Source organism: Streptomyces sp. NPDC047880, assembly GCF_040706515.1.
GTDB lineage: Bacteria > Actinomycetota > Actinomycetes > Streptomycetales > Streptomycetaceae > Streptomyces.
In genome coordinates, this window is sequence record NZ_JBEZOK010000025.1 from 62,526 (window position 1) to 77,716 (window position 15,191).

The following is a 15,191-nucleotide window of genomic DNA, read 5'->3' on the forward strand; positions in this document are numbered from 1 at the left end:
ACGGGTGATCCCGCAGGGGCAGCGGTCAGCCGGTGATCGCGGCGAGCACGAGTGCCTGCAGCTGGGCGGCCGTGCGGTCCAGCGGTTGGGTACTGCGCTTGGATCGGCACATGGCGACGGTTCCCTCGACCGCCGCGACGATCAGCGTCGCGAGCTGAGCCGCCTGCTCGGGCTCGGCGCCGTGCTCGCGCAGCGACCCGGCCAGCAGGCCCTCCCACTCGTCGAACACCTCGGCGGCCGCCACCAGGGCGGTGGGCGCCTCGTCGGCCGGGGGTTCCTCGATGGCGACGGCGAGGACCGGGCAGCCCGCCCGGAACTCGCTGTCCAGCACGATCTTGCGCCACAGGGCGAGGAAGGCCCGCAGTCCGGCGACCGGACCCGCCTCCAGCTCCTTGCGCAGACTCCGGGCGGCCCGGGCCCCGGTGAACCGCACCGCCTCGGTGGCCAGCTGCTGCTCGCCCTCGGGGAAGTAGTGGTAGGTCGAACCCAGCGGCGCCCGGGCGTGCTTGGCCGTCTCGCGGATGCTCGTCGCGTTCAGACCACGTCGGCTGATCATGTCGGCCGCGCCGGCCACGATCCGCTCACGCGCCGTCGGACTGGGCTTGGTCACCTGCACGATCCCATCCGGCCCCGCAGGCCATGACGGTCGTCATAGTCTGGCGTGGCCGTGTTCCAGGACGACTGCCGTAAAGCCCCGCGCCGCCCGACGGCGCACACGGTGACGGCGTGGTCATGACGCGGCGCTGGAGTCCGGGCGCAGCGTGAAGACCTGGTCGAGGCCGACCAGGGCGAGGACGCGCATCAGGTTCGCCGGTACGGCGGCCAGGACGATGCCGGCGTCGGCGGCCAGCGCGTGCTGGCGGGCGGCGAGCAGGGCGGTGATGCCCGAGGAGTCGCAGAACGCGAGGCCCGACAGGTCGAGGACCAGGCGTTGCCCCGCAGACAAGGGGAGCCGGTCGAGCCGGTCGCGCAGGACGGGGGCCTGGTCGAAGTCCAGGTCGCCCGCCACGTGCAGAACGGGTCCGGTCGCGGTGTCGTGCTGTCTGATGGTGAGCGGGTTCATGAGGTGTGACTCGTTGTGGGAAATGTCGGGGAATCGGGGACTGCCGGGGACGGGGCTGCGGGAACGCCGAGGGCGAGCAGGGCGGTGTCGTCGTCGAGACCGTCGCCGAAGCCCTCGAGCAGGCCGGTGAGGGCGGTGATCACCTCGTGCGGCGTGGCCGGGGCGTGATCGGTGGCGAAGGCGTGCAGGGCGTCCTCGCCGAACAGGTCGTCCCGGCCGGGGCCGATACGGGCCTCGGTGAGGCCGTCGGTGTACAGCACGACCGTGTCGCCGGGGGCCAGGACGGTTTCGGCGGTGCCGATCGGAGCACCGGGGACGACACCGATGAGCAGACCGCCCGGGGTGGGCAGGAACTCCGCGCTGCCGTCCGCCCGCAGGACGAGTGCCGGCGGATGGCCGCCGGAGGCGAGGCGCACCACGGCACGCCCCTTCTCGCCGCCCGGCTCGACGATCCCGAAGATGCAGGTGCAGTACCGGGGGTCGCCGCCACCGGTGTACCGCTCGTGCAGAACGGCGTTCAGCGTGCTCAGCGCCGAGGCCGGATCCGGGTCGTGGTGGGCCGCGGCGCGCAGGGTGTAGCGGGTCAGCGACGTGAGGGAGGCGGCCTCGGGGCCCTTGCCGCACACGTCGCCGAGGAAGAACGCCCACCGGCCGCCGGCCACGGGGAACAGGTCGTAGAAGTCGCCGCCCAGCTGGTCCGGGGACGCCGTGTGATAGTTGACGGCCGTCTCCAGGCCCGGCACGGCGGGCAGGGAGTCCGGCACGAGGGAGCGCTGCAGGACGGCGAGGGCGTCGGCCAGCCTGGCCCGGTCCGCCTCGGCCTGCCGCCGGGCCCCGTCCGCCTCGGCGCGAGCCCGCTCGGCGTCCTCGCGGCGGCGCAGGAGTTCCTTCTCGTAGGCGCGGCGGTCCGAGGCGTCGAAGACGGTGATCCGGATCAGCAGCGGCTCGCCCTCGGTCCCGTGCTTGACCACCGCGGAGACCAGGACCGGCAGCCGGCCGCCTTCCTGGCGCCGCATCTCCAGGGCGATGCCCCGCAGCTCGCCCTGCATGCGCAGCAGCGGAGCGAAGTGCGTCTCGTGGTAGAGCTTCCCGCCGATGGTGAGCAGGTCGGCGAAGCGCTTGCGGCCCACGACGGCCTCGCGGTCCAGACCGAGCCAGTCCAGGAGTGTGGCGTTGATCTTGGCGATCGTGCCGTCCATCATCGTGGACAGGTAGCCGCAGGGGGCCGACTCGTACAGGTCCTCCGCGCTGTCCTCCAGCAGCGCGGTGAACGCCGCGGCCGTGCTCGCCTCGCCCCCCGTCCCGGTGGGCTCGGGCACGCCGCCCGTGCGGCACATCACTTCAGGGACTCCAGGAAGTCGAGGATCGCCGCCGTGGTGGCCTGCGGCGCGCTGAGCTGCGGGCAGTGCCCGGTGGCGTCGAGCGTGACCAGACGTGAGGCGGGAATCGCCGCGTGCACATAGGCACCGACCTCGCGGGGCGCGATGGCGTCCTGCTCGCACTCCAGCACGAGGGTCGGCACGGACACGCCCTTGAGGTCCTCGCGGCTGTCGGTGAGGAAGGTCGTACGGGCGAAGACCCGGGCGATGTCGGGGTCGGTGGCGCAGAAGCTGTTGGTGAGCTCCTGGCCCAGCTCCGGCCGCTCCGGATTGCCCATGATCACCGGGGCCATCGCGGACGACCAGCCCAGGTAGTTCGCCTCCAGGGAGGCGAGCAGCTCATCGATGTCCTCCGTGCTGAAGCCGCCCCGGTAGCCCTCGTCGTCGATGTAGCAGGGCGAGGGGGTCACCATCACGAGCGCCCCGATCCGCTCCGGCGCCGCCTGCGCGGCCAGCACCCCGACCATGGCACTGACCGAGTGCCCCACGAACACCGCCTGCCGCAGGTCCAGCTCCTCGCAGACGTCGACGACGTCACCGGCGTAACCGTGCAACGAGGAGTACCGCTCCTCGCTCCACGCGGCGAGGTCCGAGCCGCCGGAACCGACGTAGTCGAACAGCACCACCCGGTAGCGTTCTGCAAGCGCCGGCACCACCAGTCGCCACATGTTCTGGTCGCAGCCGAACCCATGGGCCAGGAGCAGCACGGGCGCGCCGACCGGGCCGATGACGCTGACGTTGTTCCTGTGGCGGATGTCCATGGCGGTCATGCTGTCACCCCGGTCGCATCGGTGCGACGGCACCCCTGCGGCATCGGCTTCGCGACCGTGAAGTCAGCCCAGGTACAGCGGCACCCTGGGAGCCAGGTCACCGAGCTCGGCCTGCTCCGCCCCGGTCGGCACACGCCTGCCGGTGCCGATCAGCAGTGCGTCGGTGTCGGAGAAGGAGACGGGGAACGGGCCGCCCGCGATCCGCTCCAGCATCTCCCGGGACCGGGAGAGCCCTTCCGCGGGCGGCTGCCGCGCGTCCGGGAGGTGGGCGATCAGGTCGAGGTGGTGCAGCGTCCACTCCATGACGTACGTGGAGAGGTAGTCGCCCACGGTGAGGACCTCGTCGCGGGTGCCGACCCGGCCTGCCGGATCGGCGAGCAGGGCCGCGCGCCCGGCGGCGGAGCCGACGTCGTCCAGGTGGAACTTCAGCAGGCCCGGGTCCTCGTACGCGGCGGCGAGCCGGACGGTGAGCGCGTCGAGCGGGTCGTCCCCGGACGGCGGAGTGTCCGAGACGTCCCAGTACGTCAGCGCGTCACGGGTCGGTTCCCGGTCCGAAGGGGTGGCCAGGGTGATCAGGACGTCCTGGGCGTCGACGACCAAGTGGCACACCAGGTCCCGCACCAGCCATCCCGTACAGCCGCTGGGCCGCGCGAAGTCCTCGTCCGAGAGACCGGCCACCGTCGCACGCAACGCCGTCCAGGTGAGGGAGAAGAGATCCACTCCGGCAACGTAGAGCCGCGCGGCGACACCGCACAAGCGCGTTTCGGCCGACCGCGCTCACACGCGCCGCGTGGCTCGTAACCGGGCGCCCCCAGCCGTGCGCACCGCCGCGTGCTCTCACCTTCCGGGCGCCCCCGGCTGCCCCGACTGACGTTGGGATCTCACCTTCGGACGCCCTCAGCCGTGCTCACCGCCGCGTGCTCTTACCTTCCGGGCGCCCCCGGCTGCCCCGACTGACGCTGGGATCTCACCTTCGGACGCCCTCAGCCGTGCTCACCGCCGCGTTCCTCTCATGCTCCGGGCGCCCCCAGCCGCTCTCCCGCGAGCGAGGCGAGCTCGTCCGGCGTACGCGGGCCCGGCTCCGCTTCGGTCAGCAGCCCCTGGGCGCGCAGCAGCCCCGCCGCCGCCGCGCCCCACGGCAGACGCAGCCCGGCCTCCCGGAGGAGATCCGTACGGGACAGTGCTGTGGCCGCCGGGCCGGTGCGGACACCGGACGGGGTGAGCAGCGCCGCGTCGTCGGCCCAGCCCAGGGCGAGGTCGACGTCGTGGGTGGCCATCACCACCGTGGTGCCGGCGGCCCGGAGCCCGTCGAGGGTGGTGAGCAGCCGCTCCTGGCCCTCGGGGTCGAGTCCGGCCGTCGGCTCGTCCAGGATCAGGACGCGCGGCCGCATGGCGACCGCACCGGCGATGGCGGTCCGTTTGCGCTGCCCGTAGGAGAGCAGATGGGTCGGCCGGTCGGCCAGGGCCGTGATGTCCAGGGCGGCCAGCGCCTCCGCCACCCGCGCCCGGACCTGCGTGTCGTCCAGGCCGAGGTTCAGCGGCCCGAACGACACGTCCTGCTCGACGGAGGCCGCGAACAACTGGTCATCAGGGTCCTGCACGACCAGCTGCACGGTCGTCCGCAGCCGGGTCAGCCCCTTGCGGTCGTACGCCACCGGCTGCCCCTCGACCGTCAGCCGCCCCTCGTGCGGTTTCAGGCCGCCGCTGAGCAGCCGCATCAGCGTGGTCTTGCCGCTGCCGTTGCGGCCGAGCAGCGCGAGAGCACGGCCCTCGCGGATCTCGAAGTCGAGGCCGCTGAGCACGGCCGGGCCGTCCTCATAGGCGAAGGACGCGCCCCGCAGGGCGACGAGGGCGGGCTCGCTCATGTCAGCGGCCTTTCCAGTACGAGGGTGAGGACGGCCACCGCTGCGAGCAGCGCGCAACTGGCCGCCGTGAAGCGGACGGAGACCCGGGCCTCGGGCACCAGGACCCGCAGGGTGCCGTCGTAGCCGCGCCCGGCGAGCCCGGCCTGGAGGCGGGTGGCCCGGTCGAAGGCCCGGACGAACGCGGTGGCGCCGAGCCCGGCCAGGGACCGCCACTCCGCGGCCCGGCCGGTGTGCCCGAGCCGGGCCGCCTGGGCCTCCCGGATGCGGCGCACGGAGTCCAGCAGCAGAAAACTCATCCGGTACGTCACGAGGGCGACGTCGACGACCGGAGCGGGGACCCCGGCCCGGACCAGCCGGGGCAGCAGGTCGGACATGGGCGTGGTGAAGGCGAACAGCAGCACGCCCAGGGAGGCCGCCGAGGTGCGCAGCAGCAACTCCCCGGCCCGGACCGGCCCGTCAGCGGCGAAGGCGACGAACCCGCCCGGCCCGCCCACCTGGACGAGCAGCGTGAGCGCGCCCGTCACGCAGAAGCCCAGCGGTACCCGGTAGGCCCGCCACAGCCGTTGTCCGGGCACACCGGCCGGACCCAGCAGCACCACCAGGGCCGCCAGGAGCACCAGGGCAGCGCCCGGCCAGGGCGGCAGGGAGATCGCGAGTACGGTGAGGCCGAGCCCGAGCACGGCCTTGTCCACGGGATGGCGGCGGCGCCAGCGACTGCCGTGCGCCGCCGCGTCGATCGGCAGCACCCGGGCTCAGTCCCGTTCCTCGGTGGACTTCCCGGCGGTACCGGACAGCGCACCGTCGGACTCACGCTCCAGGGCCCGCTGCTCGCCCTGCCTGCGGCCCCGGCGCAGGCCGAAGTAGTAGGCGAGGACACCGGCGCCGAGAGCCGCCTGGAGGGAGAACAGCGCCGACTCGATCTCGCCGGACGGCGGCTCGTACAGCGGCGAGAACCACGGCTCGTAGTCCGGCTTCAGCTCGGTGATCGCCGTCTCGGCCTCACCGTCGGAGCCGGTGAACGGCTCCTTCTTGTGGTCGCCGAGCCCGAGCACCAGGGGCAGCACCGCGAGCGCGGCCACGGCGAGCAGCAGCAGCAAATTGATCTTCGTGTTCTTCTTCATCGGGCCACCGCCTCGGTCTCCGTCTCGGTCCCGGTCCGCGCCTGCTTGGTGGCGACGAGCACGCCCAGCCGGGTCAGTTCACCCTTGCTGGACTGCACCAGCAGCCGCATCACGAGCACGGTCAGCAGGCCCTCGCTCACCGCGAGCGGGATCTGGGTGATGGCGAAGATGGAACCGAACTTGCCGAGCGCCCCCAGGAATCCGCTGCCCGGGTCGGGGAACGCGAGCGCCAGTTGCACGCTGGTGACGCAGTAGGTGGACAGGTCGGCGACGAACGCTGCGAAGAACACCGCCACCATCAGCGGCGCGTTGAAGCGCCGCAGCAGCTTGTAGACGGCGTACCCGGCCCAGGGCCCGACGATCGCCATGGAGAAGACGTTGGCGCCGAGCGTGGTCAGGCCGCCGTGCGCGAGCAGCAGCGCCTGGAAGAGCAGGGTGATGGTGCCCAGCACGGCCATGATGGGCGGCCGGAACAGGATCGCGCCCAGGCCCGTGCCGGTGGGGTGCGAGCAACTGCCCGTGACGGACGGGAGTTTGAGGGCGGACAGGACGAACGTGAAGGCACCGGACGCCCCGAGGAGCAGCGTGCTCTCGGGGTGCTCGCGTACTTCACGGGTGAGCGACCGGACCCCGTGGACGACGAACGGCGCCGACGCGACGCCCCAGGCGACCGCGTGCGCCGGAGGAAGGAAACCCTCGGCAATGTGCATGGCTCAGCAGACCCTCTCCAGCACCTCGTGGATGGTTGACGCGCCTTGGCCGGTCTCCTGGCTGACGGGTACCACCGCCCGGACTCCGCCTTCCCGGGTCACGAGGACCCAGTGGCTGCCCGTGAGGGCTGGAGCCGGACTTCCCGATTCACAGTGGCGAGGGCCGCACCGGCATCACACCGGATTTCCCGTTCACCAAGGCGTGGTGACAATAAGGCCGGGATAAGGGCGATGACAAGCCACCCCAGGGGCGCGCGAGGGGGCGCCCGTTCGCACACCGGCGCATCTCACGTCCGTTTCCCTGCGCGCCGGCAGGGGTCCCTCACATGCCGCCGGGGCCGCGTCAGTCGTCGCTCCCGTCGTCGCTCTCCCCCTCTTCACCGCCCTGGCGCGGGGTCTCCGGCTCCGGCTGCGCCGGTTCGCCGCCCGTCTCCTGGGTCGGGGCCGCCGCACTCGGCGCGGGTGCGGCAGGAGTCGGCGACGAGGGCGACGCGGACGGAGTGACATCGGCCACGGTGCCGGTGGCCGGCGTGTCGGCTGCCCCCGGGCCGGCCGCCGGGTCGGCCTGCGGATCGGCCTGTTGATCGGGCTGCTGATCGGCGGAGCCTTCGGACGCCGTGGCGGCAGGGCTGCTCGCCGTCGGGGACGCGTCGGGCTCCGTGCCCTCCGCGGTCGTGTCGGGCGAGAACCAGCGCATGCCGAGGAGCATCGCCGCGAGGAAGAGGGCCGCGGCGGCGGCCGTCGCGGCCACTCTCGACCGGTTGCCGGCGCCGCCGCGTCCGCGCGTGCGTCCCGGGCGCCCCGTCTGGGCCGCCCGGGCCGCGGTGCGGTGACCCGTGGTCGCGGGCAGCGCGTACGTGGTCGGACTGCCGGTCTCGGCGGCGGTGTACGGGCCCGGCCCGGCGGGCGTCGCCGTGGACGTGGTGGTGGACCGCGGCGGCGGGGAGACCTCCGGCAGCGGCTCGGGCAGGCCTCGCCAGGCGCCCCCGGCGAACCACTCGGCGGCCTGCTGGGCGGTGGGCCGTTCCCCGGGCTGCTTGGCGAGGAGACCGAGGAGGTAGTTCTCGAACGCCGGCGGAAGCCCGGCGACCCCGAGCTCGCGGGGCGGCACGGGAGCCGAGTCGAGGTGCTGGTGGAGCAGGGCGACGGCGGTGTCGGCCTCGAACGGCGGGCGTCCGCTGAGGAGCTGGTAGAGCACACAGCCCAGGGAGTACATGTCGGAGGCCGGCCCCGCGGGCTTGCCCAGGGCCCGCTCGGGGGCGAGGTAGAGGCCGGTGCCGATGATCTGCCCGGTGGCGGTGAGCGCGGCGCCGGGGTCGTCGAGGAACCGCGCGATGCCGAAGTCACCGATCTTCAGTGTGCCGGCCGCGTCCAGCAGCAGGTTGGCGGGTTTGACGTCCCGGTGCACGATGCCCTGCGCGTGCGCGGCGGCGAGCCCTGCGGACGCCTGCGCGGCGAGACGGGCCACCCGCTCGGCGGGCAGTGCGCCGGAACCGGCCAGCACCCCGGCGAGGCTGTCGCCCTCGACCAGCTCCATCACCAGGTACAGCCGGTTGTCGTACTCGCCGAAGTCCAGGACACCCACGACGTTGGGGTGGTTGAGACGCCCGGCGGTCTGAGCCTCCAGACGGAACCGGGAGGCCGCCGTGGGGTCGGTGTCCTGGGGCAGCAGCAGCTTGAGGGCCACCGCTCTGGCGAGCGTGGTGTCGTAGGCACGCCAGACCTCTCCCATTCCACCGCGCCCGATCTCAACATCCATCCGGTAGCGGCCCGCTAGCAGCACTCGTCCTCGTCTCATGCGTATGGGAAGGTCGTAGCCGCAGGCCGAACTCCCCGCTTCCGCACCGGGATTGGTGGGGGGCGCCGCAGCCGACCCAGGATACTGGGGCGGCGTGACCACCGAGTTCCCCTGCGGTGTCTCCGGAGGGTGCCGGCAGGGAATTCCGGTGCCGGGCGAGTCGCCCGCCGGGGTGACCCCTCGGCGTGCCCGGTTGCCGCCGGGGGCCGGAGCCGTGTCAGGCCGAGGCGTCCGCGCCCTTCCCGCGGCGCGGCAACAGCGCCACCGCCAGGGCCGGTACGGCCGCGAGGACCAGCCACGGCACGGCGGCCGGCAGGCCCGGATCGAGCAGGAGACCGGTGGCCGCGCTCCCGGCCAGGACGATCAGCCCGGAGACGGACGACAGAGCACCGGTGTAGAGCCCGAGCCGGCCCTCCTCGGCGAGGTCGGGTACCCACGCCCGGGCGGCGGGCACGACGAGCATCTGCCCCACGGTGAGCAAGATCACGAAGCCCGCGGCCGGGAGCAGACCGGCGGTGCCCGTCCAGCCGGCGGGCCGTGCCGCGGCCACCACCGCGAAGCCCGAGGCGATCAGCAGCAGCCCCGCCGCCATGGCGCGGCGCAGGTCCAGCCGGTCGCCCGCCCAGCGGGTCACCGGCAGCTGGGTGAACACCACCAGCACCGACGACAGCGCGAAGAGCCAGGACAACGGCGCCTGGGAGCCCGCCGCGCGCTGCACCTCCTCCGGCAGGGCCAGGTACAGCTGGTTGTAGGCGAGCAGATAGGTGCCGTACGCGCAGGACAGGGAGAGGAAGCGGCGGTCGCGCAGCAGGACGCGGACCCCGCCCCGCTCCCTGACGCGGATCCGGCCCGGTATGTGCTGCGGCATCAGCCACAGGTGCCCGGCCAGGACGAGCACGAAGACTCCGGCACCGGCCAGGCACGCGGTGCGGAAGTCGACGGCGAGCAGCAGCGCGCCGAGCAACGGCCCCACGAACGCTCCTGCCTGGCCCGCCACACTGAACAGGGCGAGGACACGGGTGCGTGAGCCGTGCCCCTCCTCCTCCCACACGACCGCCTGGCGGGCCACCTCGGACTCCACGGCGGGGGAGAAGAGCGCGGCGGCGAAACCGATCACCAGCACCGCGCCGATCACGGCTTCGCCCGTCCGGGCGAAGCCGAGCCACGCGAAACCCGCGATCCGCAGGGCGCAGCCCGCCAGGACGACCGGCCGCACCCCGAACCGGTCGACGAGCCAGCCCCCGGCCACGAACAGCCCCTGCTGGCTGAAGGTGCGCAGTCCGAGCACGAACCCGACCAGCCAGCCCGCCATGCCGATCGCGGTGCCGAGGTGCTCGGCGAGGAAGGGCAGGACGGTGTAGAAGCCGATGTTGAAGGCGAACTGGGTGAGGACCAGCAGCCGCAGCAGCGGCGACAGTTCCTTCCAGAGCCGCCAGGCGCTCTCGCGGCTTCCGGCGCGGACCGTACGGGCGGCCTTGCGGGTCGGCACAGGGGAGACGGGGTCGGTCATCGTTCGTCTGTCTGTGAGGCGGACACGGGAGTCAGGAGATCGCCGGGGCGCCCCGGGTGCCCTCGCGGGGCCGGCACGGCCTGAATCACCGGCGGCACGGCCGGGCCCGGGGGCCGCCCGCGCCGCCCGGGCAGTCGTACGCCGCCCGCGGACGTCACCGCGAGCGCCCCGAGCAGGGCGAGTGCGGCGGCCGGGAAGAGGACGGCCCAGGGGGCCCGTTCGGCGTAGGGCTGGTTCTCGGCGAGCAGCAGACCCCACTCGGGGGAGGGCGGCTGAGCGCCCAGGCCGAGGAAGCCGAGCGCGGCCAGACCCAGTGCGACGCCGGGGAGCCGGAGCAGGGCGTGCCGGACGACCGGGGGCACGACGGCGGGCAGCAGTTCGTGCCGGAGCACGTACCAGCGGCTGGCGCCCAGCGCCCGGGTGGCGGTCAGATGGACGGTCGCCCGCTCCTGCCGCAGCAGCGCGGAGGTGTGCGCGGCCAGCGGCGTCCAGGCCACCACGGCCACGGCGAACGCGGGCGTCCAGGGACCGCTGCCCAGGACGCCGGTCACGAGGAGCCCCGCCAGGACGGGCGGTACGGCACTGAGGGTGTCGGCCAACGGCCCGGACAGCCTCGGCAGCAGCCCCAGCAGCAGCCCGGCGATCAGGGCGGCGGCACTCACCGCGAGGGCGGTGCCGAGGGTGGTCACCGCCCCGTGGGAGATCCGGGCGAGGACGTCCCGGCCGAGCGCGTCCGTGCCGAAGGGGTGCTCCACGGACGGGGCCCGCAGCCGGGCGAGGGTGTCCAGGGCGAGCGGGTCGCGGGGGAGCCCGAACCCGATGAGGGCCGCCAGCAGTCCCCCGTAGAGCAGCGGGAGCGCGCGGGGCGCGGGCGGCCGGGGCCGGTGCAGGGACTGCAGGGCGCCGTCGCGCAGTGCCGGTCCGGCCAGCAGCCGGGCGGTGAGCCGGGCGAGGAGCCCCGCGGCGGCGGCGAGCAGGACGAGGGCGAGTGTGCCGCTCTGCAGGGCGGGCAGGTCCTGGGCGAGAGCGGCGTGCAGGGTGAGCCGCCCCAGGCCCGGGATGTCGTAGATCTGCTCGACGGCGACCGATCCGCCGGTCAGCCCGACCACGAACAGCCCCAGGTTGGGCAGCAGTCCGGGTACGCAGCGGCGCACGGCCTGCCGGGCCACGGTCCTCGGCGGCACACCGCGCGCCGCGGCCGCCGTGGCCCAGGGTTCGCCGAACGCGCCCGGCAGCAGGTCGTCGAGCATCCGGCCCAGGACCGCCCCGGCGGGGAGGCCGAGGGCGAGCGAGGGCAGCACCATCCACTGCGGCCCGTACCAGCCCAGCGCGGGCAGCCACCCCAGGTGCACGGCGATCACCGAGGCCAGCACCGAGGCGACGAGGAACTCCGGCAGCGCGGCCAGCACGGCCGTCAGCGTCCCGCCGGGACGACGCGCACCGAGACGGCCTCGCGCGCCCAGCCGGAGCGTACGGGCGCAGACGGCGGCCGTCGTGGCCGCGGCGACCACCAGGGCGCCGCACATCAGCAGCAGGGACACGCCCGCCGCCTGCCCGAGGCCCGGCAGCACCGGGGCGCCGGACACCCAGGAGGTGCCCGCGTCTCCGCGCAGCAGGCCGCCGAGCCAGCGGCCGAGCAGGGCCAACGGGCCGTCGTCAAGGCCGAGTTCACCGCGGATCGCGCGCAGCGTCTCCGGTGCCGGATCGCGCTCGGCGGAGCGGGCCTTGAGGACGGTCAGCGCCGGGTCGGTGCGCGACAGCCACGGGAGCAGGCCGATCGCGCCCACCAGGGCGGCCGTGAGCACGGCCCGCCACAGCAGCGCCGGGCCGCCGCCCCGCGCGAGGACGCGCAGTGCGGTGAGGCCCCTGGCCGGGAGGGACTTGGTGGTCAAGGCCGCGTCCCGGTGCCGACGAACTCCCGCTCGTAGGGGTCGAGTCGGGCACCCCGCACGGACGCCCGGACCCCTGTGACGGCCTTCAGGTGCGCCAGCGGGATCACCGCGTCCGTACCCAGGATCGCGGCCTCCGCCTTCATCGCGGCGTCCTGCCGTTTCGCCGGGTCGGACTCGGCCCGGGCGGTCGCGACGAGACGGTCGACGTCCCGGTCGCACAGGAACGCCAGGTTGTAGGAACCGTCGCAGGTGAAGTCGCTGTCGAGCACCGTGACCGGGTCACCGGTGTCCGTCATCATGTTGCGGGAGACGACGGCGGCGTCGAACGTGCCGGCCAGCAGGTCCCCTTCGAGGCGCGCGTACGTCCGCACCTCCAGCTTCACCTCGAACCCGGCCTTCTCCAGTTGCTGTTGCAGCACCTGGGCGGTCTCCGCCAGCTCGGGGCGGTCATCGTAGCTGCCGATGGTGATGCTCCGGCCCCGCGGGTCGGTCGCCCGGGCCCGCCCGGACGGCTCGACGCGCTTGCCCGCGGCCCAGGTCAGGGCCGGGCCGTAGATGCCCTGCGCGGGTGCTGCCGATCCCTCGTAGACACCCTTGGCGACGGTCGCCGGGTCGACCGCCTCGCGCGCGGCGGCCCGCAGCCCGGCGTCCGTGAAGGCGCCGGACCCGGTGTTGAGGTACAGGCTGGTGTTGCGGGCGGTGTCCGACTCGTGGACGGTGCCCCGGTCCAGGGAGGCGACCTGGGCGACGGGGACCGCCTCGGCGATGTCGACCTCCCCGGTGCGCAGGGCGTTGGCGCGGGCCGTGCCGTCCGAGACGTACCTGACGTCGACGCCCGAGGCCAGGGCCCGGCCGCCCCAGTAGCCGTCGAAGCGGTCCAGCGAGGCGGCCCGGTCACCGGTGACCTGGGTGAGCTCGAACGGGCCGGTGGCGGTGCCGACCGCGTTCACCGTGCCCTTCTTCCCGTACGCCTTCGGGGAGAACACCGCCAGGCTGGGGTTGCTCAGCCGCAGCGGAAGCACCGGGTCGGCTCCGGCGGCCGCGATCCGCACCCGGTTGCCCCCGGCGGCTTTGGCGGTCAGCTTCACGCCGGACAGCGCGGCGGGGGCCGGCTTCGCCTCGGCGGCGTGGTTGAGGGCGGAGGCGACGGCCTCGGCGGTGACGTCCCCGCCGTCCTGGAACGTGGCGTCCCGGAGCGTGAACAGCCAGCTCTCGCCGCCCTTCTCGCGGCTCCAGGACTCGGCCAGCGCGGGCACCGCGGTGCCGTTGGCGTCCAGCCGGGTCAGTCCCTCGGCGACGCCCAGCCGGGACAGGTTGTAGGCGTCGTACCCGTACGGCGTGTAGTTCTGCGTCGGCGGGAAGGCCAGCGCCACGCGCAGGCGTCCGCCGTCCCCGGAACCGGAGGAGCCGGAGGTCTCGGCGGAGTCGTCACCGGACGACGCGAAGCAGCCGGAGAGCAGCGGCAGGAGCAGCAGACCGGCTGTGAGCCGGCGACGGGGGGTTGTCATAGTGTATATGAATACCATTTTCGTTAAGCGAGCGGTATCTCGAAGTGCACCACACCGCTGCCCCCGCCCGGCACCTCCTCGCGCTCGTCGCACAGCACCTCGCCCACCGCCCGCCACAGGCCCATCGCGCCGGGGGAGTGCGGGTAGGTGTGCAGGTAGACGGACCGGTAGCCGCCATCGGCCCGGGCGAACTCCAGCAGACCGTCCACCAGTTGCCGGGCGAGGCCGCGGCGCCGGTGCTCGGGGCGCACGTAGACCCGCCGCAGCTGCGCCGTCTCGCCCGGCGGGAACCGCTCGGCGAGCCGGCGGGGGTTCGGCGGGTGCACCGGCCCGCGTGCGTCCAGTGCCGCCGTGGCCGCCACCGTCCCGTCCCGCTCGTCCACGGCGACCAGGAGGGTGTGCCGGGGCGGCGTCACGTAGAACGGCACCGGATCGATGATGTCGGCGTGCCAGTGCGGCACGTAACCCGTGCCGAAATCGCGGTACACCGCGTCGAGCATCACCGCCCGGGCCCCGTCGATGTCGGCCGCCGTGGCTTCCTTGATGCTGTAGTCGCGCATTTGCACATCATATGCAAGAAGGGTTCGGGGTCGGTCGGGGTGCCGGTGCCGCTTCCGGCCGACCGGATCGGCCGCCCGGCCCGCTGGAACGCGCCGGTCGTGACGTCCCGGTTCAGTCCCCGGACGGGGCGAGCACCACGAAGTCCGCATGCGCCGGGTCGAGGCAGACGGCGAGCCGGCCGACGCCCTCCATGTCCACCGGGCCCATCTGCACGCTGCCGCCGTTCGCCGCGACCTGGGCCACCGCGGCGTCGCAGTCGTCGACGGCGAAGACCGGGTGCCAGTACGGCCGCCCGCCCGTCAGCGCCAGGTCCTCCTTGCCGAGCTGCATGAGCCCGCCGTGCATCCGGTCCTCCGAGAGCCCCGCAGGGGTGATCAGCGTGTACGTGCCCGCGTCGCCGGGCAGCGGCATATCGCTGAACTGCCAGTCGAAGAGGGAGCCGTAGAACTCCCGCGCGGCCGCGGCGTCGGTCGTGTACAGCTCGGTCCACGACAGCGAGCCCGGCTGGTCGGCCAGCTCCATGCCCTTGGTCGTGCCCGGCTGCCAGACGGCGAACTGGCCGCCCAGCGGGTCGCTGTACTGCGCCATCCGGCCCCAGTCGTCGAGGTCCATCGGCGCGACCCGCACGGTGCCGCCCGCCTGCTGCACGGCCTCGGTCGTGGCGTCCGCGTCGGTGACGCTGTAGTAGAGCATCCAGGCCGGCCGCGCGCCCTCCTCGGTGAGCTTGCCGAGTCCGGCGACGGTCTTGCCGTCCTTCTTGAACATCCCGCCCTCGAAGTCCTCGCTCTCGCCCATGGACTCGTAGTCCCACCCGAGGACGGCGCCGTAGAAGCCGGCGGCGGCCCGGACGTCCGGAGCGCCCAGATCGAGCCAGCAGGGAGAACCGGGGACGTACTCCGTCGTGATCATGGCGATGTTTCCCTTCCGCGGGTCCTGTGCCCAGCGTGACACCGAGCACCGGCCATCGCCCGTCGGCCGCTCCCCGTGCGGGGGACTCCCCGGCGGTGCGGGGCA

At 73.8% G+C, this 15,191-nt stretch carries 15 protein-coding genes and 1 riboswitch; all 15 genes read right to left on the reverse strand.

Annotated elements, in window-relative coordinates:
• Nucleotides 1–25 precede the first annotated feature (25 nt).
• On the reverse strand, nucleotides 26–610 hold the full coding sequence (locus tag AB0937_RS30240; RefSeq protein ID WP_366716043.1) for a TetR/AcrR family transcriptional regulator: 585 nt from the start codon (nucleotides 608–610) through the stop codon (nucleotides 26–28).
• A 120-nt stretch (nucleotides 611–730) separates the two neighbouring features.
• On the reverse strand, nucleotides 731–1,063 hold the full coding sequence (locus AB0937_RS30245) for an STAS domain-containing protein (RefSeq protein WP_366716044.1): 333 nt from the start codon (nucleotides 1,061–1,063) through the stop codon (nucleotides 731–733).
• Nucleotides 1,060–2,400 (reverse strand): SpoIIE family protein phosphatase, encoded by a 1,341-nt coding sequence (locus AB0937_RS30250; protein ID WP_366716046.1) that lies wholly within the window; start codon nucleotides 2,398–2,400, stop codon nucleotides 1,060–1,062. The genes AB0937_RS30245 and AB0937_RS30250 overlap by 4 nt, the downstream gene beginning before the upstream one ends.
• Nucleotides 2,400–3,203, reverse strand: coding sequence for an alpha/beta hydrolase (locus tag AB0937_RS30255; RefSeq protein WP_366716188.1), 804 nt, complete (start codon nucleotides 3,201–3,203; stop codon nucleotides 2,400–2,402). Before AB0937_RS30255 ends, AB0937_RS30250 begins: the two co-directional genes overlap by 1 nt.
• 72 nt (nucleotides 3,204–3,275) lie before the next feature.
• Entirely contained in the window at nucleotides 3,276–3,932 is a 657-nt protein-coding gene (locus tag AB0937_RS30260; RefSeq protein WP_366716047.1) for a maleylpyruvate isomerase N-terminal domain-containing protein, read from the reverse strand.
• Nucleotides 3,933–4,222: 290 nt separating this feature from the next.
• Nucleotides 4,223–5,077, reverse strand: a complete 855-nt coding sequence (locus AB0937_RS30265) for an ATP-binding cassette domain-containing protein (RefSeq protein ID WP_366716049.1) — start codon at nucleotides 5,075–5,077, stop codon at nucleotides 4,223–4,225.
• Nucleotides 5,074–5,823, reverse strand: a complete 750-nt coding sequence (gene cbiQ, locus AB0937_RS30270) for a cobalt ECF transporter T component CbiQ (RefSeq protein ID WP_366716050.1) — start codon at nucleotides 5,821–5,823, stop codon at nucleotides 5,074–5,076. Before cbiQ ends, AB0937_RS30265 begins: the two co-directional genes overlap by 4 nt.
• Before the next feature lie 6 nt (nucleotides 5,824–5,829).
• The gene (locus AB0937_RS30275; protein ID WP_366716052.1) at nucleotides 5,830–6,198 is read right to left on the reverse strand and encodes an energy-coupling factor ABC transporter substrate-binding protein; all 369 of its coding nucleotides are present in this window, start codon (nucleotides 6,196–6,198) and stop codon (nucleotides 5,830–5,832) included.
• Complete coding sequence (locus AB0937_RS30280; RefSeq protein WP_366716054.1) at nucleotides 6,195–6,908, reverse strand: energy-coupling factor ABC transporter permease; 714 nt, start codon at nucleotides 6,906–6,908, stop codon at nucleotides 6,195–6,197. The genes AB0937_RS30275 and AB0937_RS30280 overlap by 4 nt, the downstream gene beginning before the upstream one ends.
• Before the next feature lie 29 nt (nucleotides 6,909–6,937).
• A riboswitch (cobalamin riboswitch) is annotated at nucleotides 6,938–7,123 on the reverse strand.
• 128 nt (nucleotides 7,124–7,251) lie between these two features.
• Nucleotides 7,252–8,706 carry a serine/threonine-protein kinase gene (locus tag AB0937_RS30285; protein ID WP_366716056.1) on the reverse strand — a complete coding sequence of 485 codons (1,455 nt, stop codon included), beginning with the start codon at nucleotides 8,704–8,706 and terminating at the stop codon, nucleotides 7,252–7,254.
• A gap of 217 nt (nucleotides 8,707–8,923) precedes the next feature.
• Nucleotides 8,924–10,216 (reverse strand): MFS transporter, encoded by a 1,293-nt coding sequence (locus tag AB0937_RS30290; RefSeq protein ID WP_366716057.1) that lies wholly within the window; start codon nucleotides 10,214–10,216, stop codon nucleotides 8,924–8,926.
• Entirely contained in the window at nucleotides 10,213–12,021 is a 1,809-nt protein-coding gene (locus AB0937_RS30295) for an ABC transporter permease subunit (protein WP_366716190.1), read from the reverse strand. Before AB0937_RS30295 ends, AB0937_RS30290 begins: the two co-directional genes overlap by 4 nt.
• A gap of 83 nt (nucleotides 12,022–12,104) precedes the next feature.
• A complete protein-coding gene (locus tag AB0937_RS30300) occupies nucleotides 12,105–13,616 on the reverse strand; it encodes an ABC transporter substrate-binding protein (protein ID WP_366716059.1) in 1,512 nt (503 codons plus the stop codon).
• Between the two features lie 23 nt (nucleotides 13,617–13,639).
• Nucleotides 13,640–14,176: a GNAT family N-acetyltransferase gene (locus tag AB0937_RS30305; protein WP_366716061.1), complete on the reverse strand. Its 537-nt coding sequence runs from the start codon at nucleotides 14,174–14,176 to the stop codon at nucleotides 13,640–13,642.
• Between the two features lie 112 nt (nucleotides 14,177–14,288).
• Nucleotides 14,289–15,086, reverse strand: coding sequence for a VOC family protein (locus AB0937_RS30310; RefSeq protein WP_366716063.1), 798 nt, complete (start codon nucleotides 15,084–15,086; stop codon nucleotides 14,289–14,291).
• Nucleotides 15,087–15,191 lie beyond the last annotated feature (105 nt).